General features: G+C 68.4%; 12 protein-coding genes. 9 read left to right on the top strand and 3 right to left on the bottom strand.

The window, feature by feature from the left end; all coding sequences use genetic code 11:
* Positions 1-5 precede the first annotated feature (5 nt).
* The 3 genes from ACE3SG_RS15195 to ACE3SG_RS15185 all read right to left on the bottom strand — a co-directional run bounded on the left by ACE3SG_RS15195 (position 6) and on the right by ACE3SG_RS15185 (position 3379).
* On the bottom strand, positions 6-896 hold the full coding sequence (locus tag ACE3SG_RS15195) for an RNA polymerase sigma-70 factor (RefSeq protein ID WP_374566286.1): 891 nt from the start codon (positions 894-896) through the stop codon (positions 6-8).
* A gap of 115 nt (positions 897-1011) precedes the next feature.
* Positions 1012-2505, bottom strand: a complete 1494-nt coding sequence (glpK, locus tag ACE3SG_RS15190; RefSeq protein ID WP_374566284.1) for a glycerol kinase GlpK — start codon at positions 2503-2505, stop codon at positions 1012-1014.
* Positions 2506-2611: 106 nt separating this feature from the next.
* On the bottom strand, positions 2612-3379 hold the full coding sequence (locus ACE3SG_RS15185) for a DeoR/GlpR family DNA-binding transcription regulator (protein WP_374566282.1): 768 nt from the start codon (positions 3377-3379) through the stop codon (positions 2612-2614).
* A 196-nt stretch (positions 3380-3575) separates the two neighbouring features.
* Between ACE3SG_RS15185 and glpD the strand changes: the two genes are divergently transcribed.
* The 9 genes from glpD to ACE3SG_RS15140 all read left to right on the top strand — a co-directional run bounded on the left by glpD (position 3576) and on the right by ACE3SG_RS15140 (position 14541).
* Positions 3576-5213 (top strand): glycerol-3-phosphate dehydrogenase, encoded by a 1638-nt coding sequence (gene glpD / locus ACE3SG_RS15180; protein WP_374566280.1) that lies wholly within the window; start codon positions 3576-3578, stop codon positions 5211-5213.
* On the top strand, positions 5204-6280 hold the full coding sequence (locus ACE3SG_RS15175; protein ID WP_374566278.1) for an ABC transporter ATP-binding protein: 1077 nt from the start codon (positions 5204-5206) through the stop codon (positions 6278-6280). The genes glpD and ACE3SG_RS15175 overlap by 10 nt, the downstream gene beginning before the upstream one ends.
* Positions 6280-7353, top strand: coding sequence for an ABC transporter ATP-binding protein (locus tag ACE3SG_RS15170; RefSeq protein WP_374566277.1), 1074 nt, complete (start codon positions 6280-6282; stop codon positions 7351-7353). Before ACE3SG_RS15175 ends, ACE3SG_RS15170 begins: the two co-directional genes overlap by 1 nt.
* Positions 7350-8246 (top strand): carbohydrate ABC transporter permease, encoded by an 897-nt coding sequence (locus ACE3SG_RS15165; protein ID WP_374566275.1) that lies wholly within the window; start codon positions 7350-7352, stop codon positions 8244-8246. The genes ACE3SG_RS15170 and ACE3SG_RS15165 overlap by 4 nt, the downstream gene beginning before the upstream one ends.
* Positions 8239-9051, top strand: coding sequence for a carbohydrate ABC transporter permease (locus ACE3SG_RS15160; RefSeq protein ID WP_374566273.1), 813 nt, complete (start codon positions 8239-8241; stop codon positions 9049-9051). The genes ACE3SG_RS15165 and ACE3SG_RS15160 overlap by 8 nt, the downstream gene beginning before the upstream one ends.
* A 591-nt stretch (positions 9052-9642) precedes the next feature.
* Entirely contained in the window at positions 9643-9951 is a 309-nt protein-coding gene (locus ACE3SG_RS15155) for a DUF2160 domain-containing protein (RefSeq protein WP_374566271.1), read from the top strand.
* Positions 9952-10046: 95 nt separating this feature from the next.
* The gene (locus tag ACE3SG_RS15150; protein ID WP_374566269.1) at positions 10047-11777 is read left to right on the top strand and encodes an ABC transporter substrate-binding protein; all 1731 of its coding nucleotides are present in this window, start codon (positions 10047-10049) and stop codon (positions 11775-11777) included.
* 287 nt (positions 11778-12064) lie between these two features.
* On the top strand, positions 12065-13948 hold the full coding sequence (locus ACE3SG_RS15145) for a TonB-dependent receptor plug domain-containing protein (protein ID WP_374566267.1): 1884 nt from the start codon (positions 12065-12067) through the stop codon (positions 13946-13948).
* Between the two features lie 11 nt (positions 13949-13959).
* Complete coding sequence (locus ACE3SG_RS15140; RefSeq protein ID WP_374566265.1) at positions 13960-14541, top strand: YfiR family protein; 582 nt, start codon at positions 13960-13962, stop codon at positions 14539-14541.
* Positions 14542-14557 lie beyond the last annotated feature (16 nt).

Below are 14557 nucleotides of genomic sequence, written 5' to 3'. Positions count from 1 at the left end.
GCCGATCAGATTTCTTGCGGTATGCCGGCCAGCTTGTCCGGGTTGCGCACCGCATAGATCGCGACGATGCGTTCGCCGTCGGTGACCACCGCCTGGGCCGATTCGAGCTGGCCGTCGATGTAGCGCAGCAGCCCCGGCTCGCCATTGATCTGCGCGATGCGGTAGGCGACCTTGTCCTTCAGGCGCAGCGCCATCGCCCAATACAGGTTGGTGATGCGCTCGGCACCGCGCAGGATGTGCAGGAACGCCGGCACCTTGCCGCCGCCGTCGCCCACCACCTGCACGTCGTCGGCCAACAGCGCCTTCATCGCGTCGCGGTCACTGTGGCGCGCCGCGTGGACGAACTTCTCCAGCAGCCGGTATTGCGCGCCCTGGCTGACGTCGAAGCGTGGCCGGTCTTGCTGCACACGCTCGGTGGCGCGGTGCACCAGCTGGCGGCAGGCCGCTTCGCTCTTGCCCAGCAGCGCGGCGATGTCCGCATAGTCCTGGTCGAAGGCCTGGCGCATCAGGAAGGCCGCGCGCTCCTCGGGCGACAGCCGCTCCAGCACCCACAGCAGCGCGACCGAGAGTTCACCGGCCAGCTCGGCCACCGCCTCGGGCGTGCGCTCGTCGATCGCCTCGACCAGCGGCTCGGGCAGCCACCAGCCGACATAGGCCTCCCGCTCGGTCTTGGCCACCCGCAAGCGGTCGATCGCCAGCCGCGTCACCACGGTCACCAGCCAGGCCTCGGCCGACTGCAGCGTGCTGCGGTCGACCTGGTGCCAACGCAGCCAGGCATCCTGCAGCACGTCTTCCGCATCGGTGCGGGTGCCGAGCATGCGGTAGGCGATCGAGAACAGCTTGGGGCGCGCGGCGGCGAAGGCGTCGAGCGCGTCGTCGGGGAAGGAAGGGGCCATGGCGCGGTTCGCAGGTGGAGATGACCACCAGACGTGGCCGCCCGCCCGTTTGTGACAGGCCTGCCGACTTTTTACCTCGCCGCCGACCTCGCCGCCGACCTCGCCCCCACGGGCCTCAGGCCGCCACGGCCTGCCGCACCGCCCGTTCCCAGCGCTGCATCAGCTCTGCGGCGCGCTCGCGCGGCAGTGTGGGTTCGAAGCGTCGCTCGACCTGCCACTGCGCCGCGAGCTCGTCCAGGCTCTTCCAGACGCCGGTGGCCAGGCCGGCCAGGTACGCCGCGCCGAGCGCGGTGGTCTCGATCACGCGCGGCCGCACCACCGGGATGCCCAGCAGGTCGGCCTGGAACTGCATCAGCAGGTTGTTGACGCAGGCGCCACCATCGACGCGCAGCTCGGTCACGGCGTGGCCGCCCGCGGCCACCGCGTCGCGGCTCATCGCCTGCAACAGCGCAGCGCTCTGGAACGCGATGCTCTCCAGCGCCGCACGCGCGATGTGCGCCGCGTTGCTGCCACGCGTCAGGCCGACGATGGTGCCGCGCGCATCGGGCTGCCAGTACGGTGCCCCGAGGCCGGTGAAGGCCGGCACGAACATCACGCCGCCCGAGTCGGGCACGCTTTCGGCCAGCGCCTGCACCTCGGAGCTGGACTTGATCGCGTTGAGCCCGTCGCGCAGCCACTGCACCACCGCACCGGCGATGAAGACGCTGCCTTCGAGCGCGAACTCGGGCGTCGTGGTGGGCTGGGCCGCGCTGGTGGTGATCAGGCCGTTGGCGCTGGTCTGGAACGCGCTGCCCGTGTGCATCAGCATGAAGCAGCCGGTGCCGTAGGTGTTCTTCGCCAGCCCGGCCTTGAAGCAGGCCTGGCCGAACAGCGCACTCTGCTGGTCACCGGCGATGCCGGCGATCGGGATCGCCGCGCCGAGCAGTGCGGCCTCGCACTCGCCGTAGACATGGCTGCTCGGGTGCACCTGCGGCAGCAGGCTGTCAGGCACGTGCAGCGCGCCGAGCAGGCCCGGGTCCCAGCGGTTGTGGCGCACGTCGAACAGCATCGTGCGCGAGGCATTGCTGACGTCGGTGGCGTGGACACGGCCGCCGGTCAGCTTCCACAGCAGCCAGCTGTCGACGGTGCCGAAGGCCAGGTCGCCTTGCGCGGCGGCGATGTGCGCGCCCGGTGCATGGTCGAGGATCCAGCGGATCTTGGTGCCGGAGAAGTACGCGTCGATCACCAGCCCGGTGGTCTCGCGCACCTTGGGCTCCAGCCCATGCTCACGCAGCTGCGCGCACAGCGGCTCGGCGCGCCGGTCCTGCCAGACGATCGCGTTGTGCACCGGCTGGCCGGTGCGGCGGTTCCACACCACGGTGGTTTCGCGCTGGTTGGTGATGCCGATGGCCCGGATGTCGGCGGCCGTGAGGCCGGCCTTCTGCAAGGCCTCGCGCGCGGTGGCGAGCTGGCTGTCCCAGATCTCGTTCGGGTCGTGCTCGACCCAGCCCGGCTGCGGGTAGATCTGGCGGAACTCGCGCTGCGCCATCGCGACGATGCGGCCACGCTCATCGAACACGATCGAGCGTGAACTGGAGGTGCCTTGGTCGAGGGCGAGGATGTACGTCATGGTCTGCCCCTCGTCCGATGGGTACATCGGCCGGTCCCCCGAGGAGACGCGGACCGGCTAGGGAGCGGCCCGTCGCTCGGTCCGCCGGAAGTTTGAGCAAGCTGAATCATGATTGGACGCACTCCAATTGCACCCCCGCCTCGGCCAGCAGCGCGGGAAACGGCGCCGGCGGCGGCCGGTCGGTGAACAGCAGGTCGATCTGGTCGACACGGGCCAGCTCGACCATCGCCGGGCGGTTGAACTTGCTGTGGTCGGCGGCGAGCCAGATCTCGCGCGACTGCTCGATGATCGCGCGCGAGACCTTGACCTCGCGGTAGTCGAAATCGCGCAGCGACCCGTCGGCCTCGATGCCCGAGATGCCGATCAGCCCGATGTCGACACGGAACTGGCGGATGAAGTCGACCGCCGCTTCGCCGACGATGCCGCGGTCGCGGTTGCGCACCACGCCGCCGGCCACGATGACCTCGCAGTCGACGTTGTCGGCCAGGATCGCCGCGACGTTGAGGTTGTTGGTGATCACGCGCAGGCCCTTGTGGCGCAGCAGCGCGCGGGCGACCGCCTCGGTCGTCGTGCCCAGGTTGATCAGGATCGAGCAGCCGTTGGGCACGCGCGCGGCCACCGCCTTGGCGATGCGCGTTTTCGCATCGGCGTTTAGCGACTCGCGCTGTCGGTGGGCGATGTTCTCGGTGGTCGAGCTGGGCAGCCGCACGCCGCCATGAAACCGCGCCAGCAACCCAGCCTCGGCCAGCAGCTTCACGTCGCGCCGCACCGTCTGCAGCGTGACGCCGAAGCGGTCGGCCAAGGCTTCGACGGTGGCCACGCCATGCGTGCGCACGGCGTCGAGCAACTCGGACTGACGCGGGTTGGGGGTCATGGCCCGCATTGTCGTGAGTGGCCGCAGGTCGGGCGAATCAGTGCAAACCCGAAAGCAAAACGACTAAAACGAACTTGCAAACGAACATTGCATGGGGTAAAACGAAAAAAGAAGAACACGGACGGCCTCGCCTGCCGTTGTTCTCGCCCCCCGACGACTCCAGGAGACAACCCTGTTCAACGACGCGCCCCAAGGCGTGCCTGCGCACGCTGCCGATGCCACCGGCCCGGGGCCGCTGGCGTGCGACGTGCTGGTCGTCGGCGGTGGCATCAACGGCGCCGGCATCGCGCGTGACCTGGCCGGCCGAGGTTGGCGCGTGCTGCTGGCCGAGGCCGACGATTTCGCCGCGCACACCTCGTCGTCGTCGACCAAGCTGATCCACGGTGGCCTGCGCTACCTCGAGTACTACGAGTTCTCGCTGGTGCGCAAGGCCCTGCAGGAGCGCGAGGTGCTGCTGAAGAGCGCGCCGCACATCATGTGGCCGCTGCGCTTCGTGATGCCGCACGACCCGTCGATGCGGCCGGCGTGGCTGATCCGCCTGGGCATCTTCCTGTACGACCACCTGGCCAAGCGCGAGGTGCTGCCCGGCTCGCGCGGCGTGGACCTCACCACCCACGCCACCGGCGCGCCGCTGAAGCCCGAGTTCACCCGCGGCTTCGTCTATTCCGACGGCTGGGTCGACGACGCACGGCTGGTGGTGCTGAACGCGATCGACGCCCGCGCCAAGGGCGCGACGCTGCTGACCCGCACCCGCGTGACCCGCGCCGAGCGGCGCGAGCGCACCTGGCACGCCACGCTGCAGGCCGAAGACGGCGGCGAGCGGCAGGTCACCGCCCGCGCGCTGGTCAACGCCGCCGGCCCGTGGGCCGAGGCCTTCTTGCGCGGCGTGGCGCTGCCGGCCCGCGGCGAGGCGCTGGCGACCAAGAGCCTGCGCCTGGTCAAGGGCTCGCACATCGTCGTGCCGCGCTGCTTCGCGCACGACCACGCCTACATCTTCCAGAACCCCGACAAGCGCATCATCTTCGCGATCCCGTACGAGCGCGATTTCACGCTGATCGGCACCACCGATGTCGAGCTGCATGGCGACCCGCGCGGCGCGCGCATCAGCGAGAGCGAAACCGCCTACCTGTGCGAGCAGGCCAGCCGCTATTTCCGCCGCCCGGTGCGCACCGCCGACGTGGTGTGGAGTTATGCCGGCGTGCGCCCGCTGCTCGAAGACGACGCCGGCGACCCGTCGGCCGTGACGCGCGACTACCTGCTCGAGACCAACACCGCCGGCGGCCAGGGTGCGCCGCTGCTGAGCGTGTGGGGCGGCAAGATCACCACCTTCCGCAAGCTGGCCGAAGACGCCGCCGACGACATCGGCCGCATGCTCGGCGAGCACCGCCCGGCGTGGACGCACGGCGCCTTCCTGCCCGGCGGCGAGCTGTCGGGCTGGATCGGCACGGCGCAGAAGCCCGACACCGATTTCGAACGCCTGGTGCACGCCGTGGGCGCGCGCCACCCGTGGCTGCCGACGGTGCTGGTGCGCCGCCTGTCGCGGGCCTACGGCGCCCGCATCGGCGAGCTGATCGGCACCGCGCAGAGCCTGGCCGACCTGGGCGCCGAGATCGCGCCGGGCCTGTACGAGGCCGAGCTGAACTTCTTGCGCCAGACCGAATGGGCCTGCACCGGCGACGACGTGCTGTGGCGGCGCAGCAAGCTGGGCCTGCACTACACGCCAGCCGAGCGCGCCCGCGTCGGCGCGTGGATGGACCGCGCCGCGACCGAACACCCCGTGACACCAACGTTTGTGGATCAGACGACCGAGATGAAGGACACCCCATGCAGCTGACGCTGGAGGGCATCAGCAAGAACGTCGGGGCCGAAACCTGGCTGCACGACATGAGCCTCGCGCCGCACCCCGGCGCCGTCACCGTCTTGCTCGGTGCCACGCAGGCCGGCAAGACCAGCCTGATGCGCATCATGGCCGGGCTGGACACGCCGACGGCCGGGCGCGTCAGCGTCGACGGCAAGGACGTGACCGGCGTGCCGGTGCGCGAGCGCAATGTCGCGATGGTCTACCAGCAGTTCATCAACTACCCGTCGATGAGCGTGGCCGACAACATCGCGTCGCCGCTGAAGCTGCGCGGCGAGAAGGGTGTGGCCGAGCGGGTGCGTGAGCTGGCCAGCAAGCTGCACATCGAGATGTTCCTCGACCGCTTGCCGGCGGCCCTGTCGGGCGGCCAGCAGCAGCGCGTGGCACTGGCGCGCGCCTTGGCCAAGAACGCGCCCTTGATGCTGCTCGACGAGCCGCTGGTCAACCTGGACTACAAGCTGCGCGAGGAGCTGCGTGAAGAGCTGACCCAGCTGTTCGCCAGCGGCGACTCGACCGTCGTCTACGCCACCACCGAGCCGGCCGAGGCGCTGCTGCTGGGTGGCTACACCGCGGTGCTCGACGCGGGTGAGCTGCTGCAGTACGGGCCGACGGCCGAGGTCTTCCATGCGCCGGCGTCGATCCGCGTCGCGCGGGCTTTCAGCGACCCACCGATGAACCTGATCGGCGGCGAGGCGGTGAGCGTCGGCGTGCAAATGAACGCTGGGCCGGCGCTGCAGATTCCGTTGCCGGCGGCGTCGTCGCGCGCCTTGACGCTGGGCGTGCGCGCCAGCGCGCTGCGCGTGCAGGCGCGGCCGGGTGACGTGGCGCTGCCGGGCAAGGTCGAGCTGGCCGAGATCTCGGGCTCCGACACCTACGTCCACGTTGCAACGGCGGTTGGCGAACTCGTCGCGCAGCTGACCGGCGTGCACGACTTCGACCTCGGCGCCGCGATCACGCTGCACCTGAACCCGACGCAGGTCTATGTCTTCGACCAGGGCGGCCGCTTGCTCGTCGCCCCCACGCGCACCGGAGGACCACGCTGATGGCCCGCATCGACCTCGACCTCGCGCACTCGTACAAGCCGAACCCGAAAGAAGACGGCGACTACGCGCTGCTGCCGCTGAAGATGAGTTTTGTCGACGGCGGCGCCTACGCGCTGCTGGGCCCGTCGGGCTGCGGCAAGACCACGATGCTCAACATCATGTCGGGCCTGCTGGTGCCGTCGCACGGCACGGTGAAGTTCGACGGCCAGGACGTGACCCGCGCGACGCCGCAGGCCCGCAACATCGCGCAGGTGTTCCAGTTCCCGGTCATCTACGACACGATGACGGTGGCCGAGAACCTGGCCTTCCCGCTGAAGAACCGCAAGGTGCCCGAAGCGCAGATCAAGCAGCGCGTGGGCCAGATCGCCGAGATGCTGGAGATGAGCCACCAGCTGAATCTGCGCGCGGCCGGCCTGGCCGCCGACCAGAAGCAGAAGATCTCGCTCGGCCGCGGCCTGGTGCGGCCGGATGTGTCGGCGGTGCTGTTCGACGAACCGCTGACCGTGATCGACCCGCACCTGAAGTGGCAGCTGCGGCGCAAGCTCAAGCAGATTCACCACGAGCTGAAGCTGACGCTGATCTATGTCACGCACGACCAGGTCGAGGCGCTGACCTTCGCCGAGCAGGTGGTGGTGATGACCCGCGGCAAGGCGGTGCAGGTCGGCCCGGCCGAGGCCTTGTTCGAGCGGCCGGCGCACACCTTCGTCGGCCACTTCATCGGCTCGCCGGGCATGAACTTCTTGCCGGTCGAGGCCAGGGATGGCCAGCTGAGCGTGAACGGCCAAGTGCTCGGCGAATCCGGCCGCACATTGCCCGACGGCGCACTGAAGCTGGGCATCCGTCCCGAGTACCTGGCGATCGCTGCGGCCGACGCACCACGCGGGCTGCCGGCCACCGTGACGCAGGTGCAGGACATCGGCACCTACGTGCTGGTGACCTGCCGTGCGGGCGAACAGACGCTGAAGGCGCGGCTCGCGCCCGACGCCGTGATTCCTTCGGCCGGCGACGCGATCCGGCTGCAGGTGCTGGGCAACCACACCTGCTTTTATTCGAATGAGGAGCTGGTGGCATGACGGCCCCGACCAAGCCCGTGAACCAGAAGGCCTGGTTCCTGATCCTGCCGGTCTTCATCTGCGTCGCGTTCTCGGCCATCGTGCCGCTGATGACGGTGGTGAACTACTCGGTGCAGGACATCATCTCGCCCGAGCGGCGCGTGTTCGTCGGCACCGAATGGTTCGCCTCGGTGATGCGCGACGAAGACCTGCACGCGGCGCTGTGGAACCAGCTGCGCTTCTCGCTGTCGGTGCTGGCGGTCGAGATCCCGCTGGGCATCGGGCTCGCGCTGGCGATGCCGGCGCAAGGCTGGAAGGCCTCGGCGACGCTGGTGATCGTGGCGCTGTCGCTGCTGATCCCGTGGAACGTGGTCGGCACGATCTGGCAGATCTACGGCCGCGCCGACATCGGCCTGATGGGCGCGACGCTGGAAAAGCTCGGCATCGACTACAGCTACACCGGCAACGCCACGCAGGCCTGGCTGACGGTGCTGCTGATGGACGTCTGGCACTGGACACCGCTGGTGGCGCTGCTGTGCTACGCCGGCCTTCGCTCCATCCCCGACGCCTACTACCAGGCGGCGCGCATCGACGGTGCCTCGAAGTTCGCTGTCTTCCGCTACATCCAGCTGCCCAAGATGCGCGGGGTTCTGATGATTGCGGTCTTGCTGCGGTTCATGGACAGTTTCATGATCTACACCGAACCTTTCGTGCTGACCGGTGGTGGCCCCGGCAATGCCACCACCTTCCTTAGCCAGTACCTGACGCAGAAGGCGGTCGGCCAGTTCGACCTCGGCCCCGCCGCGGCGTTCTCGTTGATCTACTTCCTGATCATCTTGCTGTTCTGCTTCGTGCTCTACAACTGGATGCAACGCGTGGGCACGGCCGACAAGGAAGGAGCGGGCCATGAATGACCAGCGGTTCCAGAAGCGCAGCATCCTGCTGCTGCTGTACATCGCGTTCGCGCTGTTGCCCATCTACTGGATGGTCAACATGAGCTTCAAGACCAACGAGGAGATCCTGTCGAGCTTCTCGCTGTTCCCGCAGCACTTCACCTGGGCCAACTACCAGACCATCTTCACCGACGAGAGCTGGTACTCGGGCTACATCAACAGCCTGATCTACGTGGCGATCAACACGGTGATCTCGATCACCGTCGCGCTGCCGGCCGCCTACGCCTTCAGCCGCTACTCGTTCCTCGGCGACAAGCATGTGTTCTTCTGGCTGCTGACCAACCGGATGACGCCGCCGGCGGTGTTTCTGCTGCCGTTCTTCCAGCTCTACACCACCGTCGGGCTGATGGACACGCACATCGCCGTCGCGCTGGCGCACCTGCTGTTCAACGTGCCGCTGGCAGTGTGGATCCTCGAAGGCTTCATGAGCGGCATCCCGCGCGAGATCGACGAGACGGCCTACATCGACGGCTACTCGTTCCCGCGCTTCTTCCTCACCATCTTCCTGCCGCTGATCAAGGCGGGGGTTGGCGTGGCGGCTTTCTTCTGCTTCATGTTCAGCTGGGTCGAGCTGCTGCTGGCGCGCACGCTGACCAGCGTCAACGCCAAGCCCATCGTGGCCACGATGACCCGCACCGTCAGCGCCTCGGGCATGGACTGGGCAGTGCTGGCCGCGGCCGGCACGCTGACCATCGTGCCCGGCGCGATCGTGATCTGGTTCGTGCGCCACTACATCGCGAAGGGTTTCGCGATGGGGCGGGTGTGAGTATGGCCGCCCTTCACCTGCAGGGCTTGTCGCGGACTGAGAGCCGGTACCCGCCCGGGCTCATCAACCAGCGCCCTCGCCTTCGGCTCGGGTGCCCTGCGATGCTCGGCCTTGTAGCCACTGTCGAACTCGCTTCGTTCGCTTCCCTCACTGCGCTCAAACAATCGCCAGTGAGTCAGTCTACGAAGCGCGCTGACGCGCGCCGCTACAAGGCCTGCGCTTCTCGGCGCTTCCAAATCGCCCAAGCGGGTACCGGCTCCCAGCCTGTCACGGTCGGCGGCACCGCACCGGTACGGAATCCCCTTGCCCTACCACCCACGATGGACTCGGCCGGGGGCCGGCAGGCGGTGGGGCGATTTCGAGGCGCCGAAGCGCGCAGTGTTCGTGGCAGCGAGCGCAGCGAGCCTCGTCATCTGACTCGCTGGCGACTGTTTGAGCGTTGTGAGCGAAGCGAGTTCGACAGCGGCCACGAACGCGAGCACTGCAGGGAACCCTCGCCGCAGGCGAGGGCGCCGGTCAATGAGCCCCGCCGCCTGCCGGCCCTCGGCCGCGCCGCCGCCCACCGAGCACAACAAACCAGGAGCTCGAACCATGTTTGATTGGATGGTCTGGACCACCCCGGTGGCGGTCTTCTTCACCTGCATCGTGCTGATGCTGGCCGGCATGACGGTGTGGGAGATCAAGTCGCCCACGACGATGCGCAAGGGCTGGCTGCCGATCGCCACCACGCGCGGCGACCGCCTGTTCATCGGCCTGCTCAGCGCCGCCTACGTCAACCTCGCGTTCGTCGGCCTGGCCGGCAAGTTCGCCGAATGGTTCTCGCTGGAGGCCGAGCCGAGCATCTGGATCAGTTTCGTCCTCTCGATGGGTGTGCTGGCGCTGATCATGCGCAAGGGCTGACACCCCAAGGTCCTCGGGATCCGGCCCGGTGCTTCCCCGGGGCCGTGGTAACCCAACCGCACACGGGGAAGCAGCAGTGAATGAGGAGACAGCAAATGAAGGTGCGCCATACCGCACTCGCCCTGGCAGCGACTTGCGCGCTCGGTGGGCAGGCCTGGGCAGACGAAGCCGCAGCCAAGAAGTGGATCGACAGCGAGTTCCAGCCTTCGACGCTGAGCAAGGACCAGCAGCTGGCCGAAATGAAATGGTTCATCGACGCGGCCGAGAAGCTGAAGGCCAAGGGTGTCAAGGAGATCTCGGTCGTCTCCGAAACCATCACCACCCATGAGTACGAATCGAAGACGCTGGCCAAGGCGTTCTCCGAGATCACCGGCATCAAGGTCAAGCACGACATCATCCAGGAAGGCGATGTGGTCGAGAAGCTGCAGACCTCGATGCAGTCGGGCAAGTCGATCTACGACGGCTGGATCAGCGACTCCGACCTGATCGGCACGCACTGGCGCTACGGCAAGATCATGAACCTGACCGACTACATGGCCGGGCCGGGCAAAGAGTTCACCAACCCCGGGCTGGACCTGAAGGACTTCATCGGCACCAGCTTCACCACCGCGCCGGACGGCAAGCTCTACCAGCTGCCCGACCAGCAGTTCGCCAACCTGTACTGGTTCCGCGCCGACCTGTTCGCGCGCAAGGACCTGCAGCGCAAGTTCCAGGCGAAGTACGGCTACGCCCTGGGCGTGCCGCTGAACTGGAGCGCCTACGAGGACATCGCCGAGTTCTTCACCAACGACGTGAAGACGATCGACGGCAAGCCGATCTACGGCCACATGGACTACGGCAAGAAGGATCCGTCGCTCGGCTGGCGCTTCACCGACGCCTGGCTGTCGATGGCCGGCACCGCCGACAAGGGCATCCCGAACGGCGTGCCGGTCGACGAGTGGGGCATCCGCGTGGACGACAAGAAGTGCGCGCCGGTCGGCGCCTCGGTCGAGCGTGGCGGCGCCACCAACTCGCCGGCGGCCGTCTACGCGCTGACCAAGTACGTCGACTGGATGAAGAAGTACGCGCCCAAGGAAGCCACCGGCATGACCTTCGGCGAAGCCGGCCCGGTGCCGGCGCAGGGCCAGATCGCGCAGCAGATCTTCTGGTACACCGCCTTCACCGCCGACATGACCAAGCCGGGCCTGCCGGTGGTCAATGCCGACGGCACGCCGAAGTGGCGCATGGCGCCCGGCCCGAACGGCCCGTACTGGAAGCAGGGCATGCAGAACGGCTACCAGGACGTGGGCTCCTGGACCTTCTTCAAGGACGGTGACCCCAACCGCACCGCCGCCGCCTGGCTGTATGCGCAGTTCATCACCGCCAAGACCACGTCGCTGAAGAAGTCGATCGTCGGCCTGACCTTCATCCGCGACTCCGACATCCGCAGCGACTACTTCACCGAGAACGCGGCCAAGTACGGCGGCCTGATCGAGTTCTACCGCAGCCCGGCCCGCGTCGCCTGGACGCCGACCGGCACCAACGTGCCCGACTACCCGAAGCTGGCCCAGCTGTGGTGGAAGAACGTGGCCCAGGCGGTGACCGGCGAGAAGACCCCGCAGGGCGCGATGGACAACCTGGCCAAGGAGATGGACGACGTGATGGCGCGCCTCGAACGCGCCGGCATGGCCACCTGCGCGCCGAAGCTGAACCCGAAGAGCTCGCCCGACAAGTGGCTGTCGGACAAGGGCGCCCCGTGGGCCAAGCTGGCCAACGAGAAGCCCAAGGGCGAGACGATCGACTACGTGCGCCTGCTGCAGGCCTGGAAGGAAGGCCGGGTGCGCTGACCGCGTCACACGCCTGTCCAACCTGCCCACCCGCCCCCACCGGCGGGTGGTGCACCCGGCCGCGCCGGGGCGGCCCCGGGTCGCCCCGGCGCGGCTTTTTTCGCTGGGCGCTCTCTCAGAGTCGTCCGGGCTGGATATCCCTACAGGGTGGGTGTGATGGTCGTCACAGCAGCGGCGATCAAGCGGTAAGCCTGCCCTCAGTTCCGGCGACCGCGGCCGATAAGGCTGGCGACAATCCGTCGAACTGCGCGGGCCCGGCTCGTGCGCGCTCGCTTTTTGGCTGTTCCATGCCCCTCCAAGCCACTGCCGCCATCGTCCGCCGCCCCTTCGCCCTGGCCCTGGCACTCACCTGCTGGCTCGGCGCCGCGCCCCCCGCGCGGGCCGAAGAGCTGACCGAGCTGCCGCTCGAAAGCCTGCTCGAGACAGAGGTGGTGAGCGCCGCGCGCTTCGCCCGCCAGATCACCGACTCCGCGTCGGCGGTCTCGGTCTTGACAGCGGAAGAGATCCGCATCTACGGCCTGCGCACCTTTGGCGAGGTGCTCGACCAGATGCGCGGCATGCACATCACCCATTCACTGGACTATGTATTCCTCGGCGCCCGCGGCATCGGCGGCCCGATGAGCTTCGCCGGCAAGGTGCTGCTGCTGATCGACGGCATTCCGGCGGTCGACAACCTGTACGACCAGCCCTACCTCGGCCACGATGCGCTGATCGACACGGCGCTGATCGAGCGCATCGAATACGCCCCCGGCGGCGGCTCGGCGATCTACGGCAACAACGCGTTCCTGGGCGTCATCAACGTCGTCACCAAGCGCGGCCGCGACATCGCCGGCCTGCAGGTCAGCGCGTCGCTGGGCGACTGGAACGAGCGCACCGTCCGCCTCAGCGGCGGCCAGCGCCTGGCCAACGGCGCCGAGTGGCTGCTGTCGGCCACCGTGCACCAGAACAGCGGCCTGCCATCGGCCGAGATCGGTGACCTGTTCGACATCAGCACCGCGCACGACCACCGGCTGTTCTTCAAGGGCACCTACGAAGGCTTCAGTGTCGAGGCGATGGGCGGGCAGCGGCGCGTGTTCACCGACAACCGGCCGGCCTGGTACTACAGCTACCTCGACCGCAACGAGCTGGTCTCGCTGGGCTACGACTTCGAACCGGCCGCGCACTGGCGCACCTCGCTGCGCCTGAACGGCGGGCGCTACGCCTACCGCACCAGCGACCAGGACACCCAGTACGGCTACGCGCGCGACGCGAACAGCGGCACCTGGTGGTCGATGGACGGCCAGTTCAGCTTCGACGGCCTCGAAGGCCACCGCATCGTGCTGGGCGCCCGCGTGCGGCGTGACCCGCTGCTGCGCTACGACTACCTGGACTACGACGGCCAGCGCTACGTCTACGACGACCGCCGCCGCAGCGTCGGCTTCTCGGGCGAAGACGAGGTCACGCTGAGCCCCGAGTGGCGCGTCACGGGTGGCCTGCGCGTCGACAAGCGCACCTACTCCGACGTCGCCTGGAGCCCGCGCGCCGCGCTGGTCTGGCAGCCGGCGCCAGAGTGGCAGCTGAAGCTCTCGCAGGGCCGGGCAACCCGTTTCGCGTCGACCTCGGAGCGCGGCTTCGGCACCAACAACGACGTGTCCGACGAGCGCGTGACGACCAACGAGCTGGTCACCGAATACCGGCGCGACAGCCTGCGCCTGCTCGGCAGCGTTTACCGCTACCGCGTCACCCACCTGTACCAGCCGGACGAGGGCGTGACCCACGTCGACGGCCGCGGCGTCGAGCTCGAAGCCGAATGGCAGTGGCGCGGCTTCCGCCTGCGCGGCAGCCAGGCCTGGCAGCATGCCGAGGCCAGCGCCGGCCCGCAGCTCGGCTACTCGCCACGCACGGTCAGCAAGCTGCAGGCGTCGGCGCCGCTGATCGGCGAGACGCTGCGCCTGAGCCTGGCCTATCGCCGCACCGGCGGCTTCGACGACGCCACCGGCGCCGCGCGCCCGCCGCACGAGCTGGTCGACCTGACGCTGGTGTCGCAGAAATTCGTCGACAAGCTCGACCTGCGCATCGGCTGGCGCAACCTGACCAACCAGCGCGAGGAAGCGCTGGACCAGTACTACAACGCCCCCCCCACCGACCGGCGCCGCCGCTCGGCGTGGATCGAACTGACGGGCAGCTTCTGATGGGCCGCCGCATGACCCATTCACCGCTGCGCGCGATCCCCCGCCTGTTCGGCCGCCTGCAAGCCAGCTGCCGCTGGGCCGCGCTGCCGCTGCTGGCCACGCTGCTGGCCGGCCACACGGCACCGGCCATCGCCCAGGTCGACGAGCGCGTGCTGAAGGCCGCGTACCTGTTCAACTTCATCCAGTTCACCCAGTGGCCGGTGCCGCCGGACGAGCCGTTTCGCCTGTGCGTGCTCGGCACCACCCCGATCGACGAACAACTGGCCAAGCTCGAGGGCAAGCCGGTGTTGAGCGGCCTGCACATCAAGGTGCGCCACGTCGCGCCGCGCGAGTCGTTGACCGGCTGCCATGCGCTGTATGTCGACGACAGCCAGCGCTCGCAGGTCGACGAGGTGCTGGGCCGCCTGGCCGGTGCGCCGGTGCTGACCATCACCGACGGCGACGGCCTGGCCGACAAAGGTGTGATGATCGAGATCCACAAGCGCGAAGCGCGGCTGGGCTTCGAAGTGAACCTGAAGGTGGCGCGCCGCGCCAACCTGAACTTCAGCTCTCGCATGCTGAAGCTGGCCAGCTACGTCGCCGGGGCGTTCTAGCGCCCCGCCGTGTAAA

The organism is Ideonella sp. (genome assembly GCF_041914305.1).
Classification (GTDB): domain Bacteria; phylum Pseudomonadota; class Gammaproteobacteria; order Burkholderiales; family Burkholderiaceae_C; genus Ideonella.
This window is presented reverse-complemented; position numbering and strand designations above follow the sequence as displayed.

Coding starts and splice junctions, on each gene's coding strand:
- ACE3SG_RS15155 (WP_374566271.1), top strand. CDS start 9,643: ATGTTTGATTGGATGGTCTGGACCACCCCGGTGGCGGTCTTCTTCACC.
- ACE3SG_RS15185 (WP_374566282.1), bottom strand. CDS start 3,379: ATGACCCCCAACCCGCGTCAGTCCGAGTTGCTCGACGCCGTGCGCACG.
- glpK (WP_374566284.1), bottom strand. CDS start 2,505: ATGACGTACATCCTCGCCCTCGACCAAGGCACCTCCAGTTCACGCTCG.
- ACE3SG_RS15140 (WP_374566265.1), top strand. CDS start 13,960: ATGACCCATTCACCGCTGCGCGCGATCCCCCGCCTGTTCGGCCGCCTG.
- ACE3SG_RS15165 (WP_374566275.1), top strand. CDS start 7,350: ATGACGGCCCCGACCAAGCCCGTGAACCAGAAGGCCTGGTTCCTGATC.
- ACE3SG_RS15160 (WP_374566273.1), top strand. CDS start 8,239: ATGAATGACCAGCGGTTCCAGAAGCGCAGCATCCTGCTGCTGCTGTAC.
- ACE3SG_RS15150 (WP_374566269.1), top strand. CDS start 10,047: ATGAAGGTGCGCCATACCGCACTCGCCCTGGCAGCGACTTGCGCGCTC.
- ACE3SG_RS15175 (WP_374566278.1), top strand. CDS start 5,204: ATGCAGCTGACGCTGGAGGGCATCAGCAAGAACGTCGGGGCCGAAACC.
- ACE3SG_RS15170 (WP_374566277.1), top strand. CDS start 6,280: ATGGCCCGCATCGACCTCGACCTCGCGCACTCGTACAAGCCGAACCCG.
- ACE3SG_RS15195 (WP_374566286.1), bottom strand. CDS start 896: ATGGCCCCTTCCTTCCCCGACGACGCGCTCGACGCCTTCGCCGCCGCG.
- ACE3SG_RS15145 (WP_374566267.1), top strand. CDS start 12,065: ATGCCCCTCCAAGCCACTGCCGCCATCGTCCGCCGCCCCTTCGCCCTG.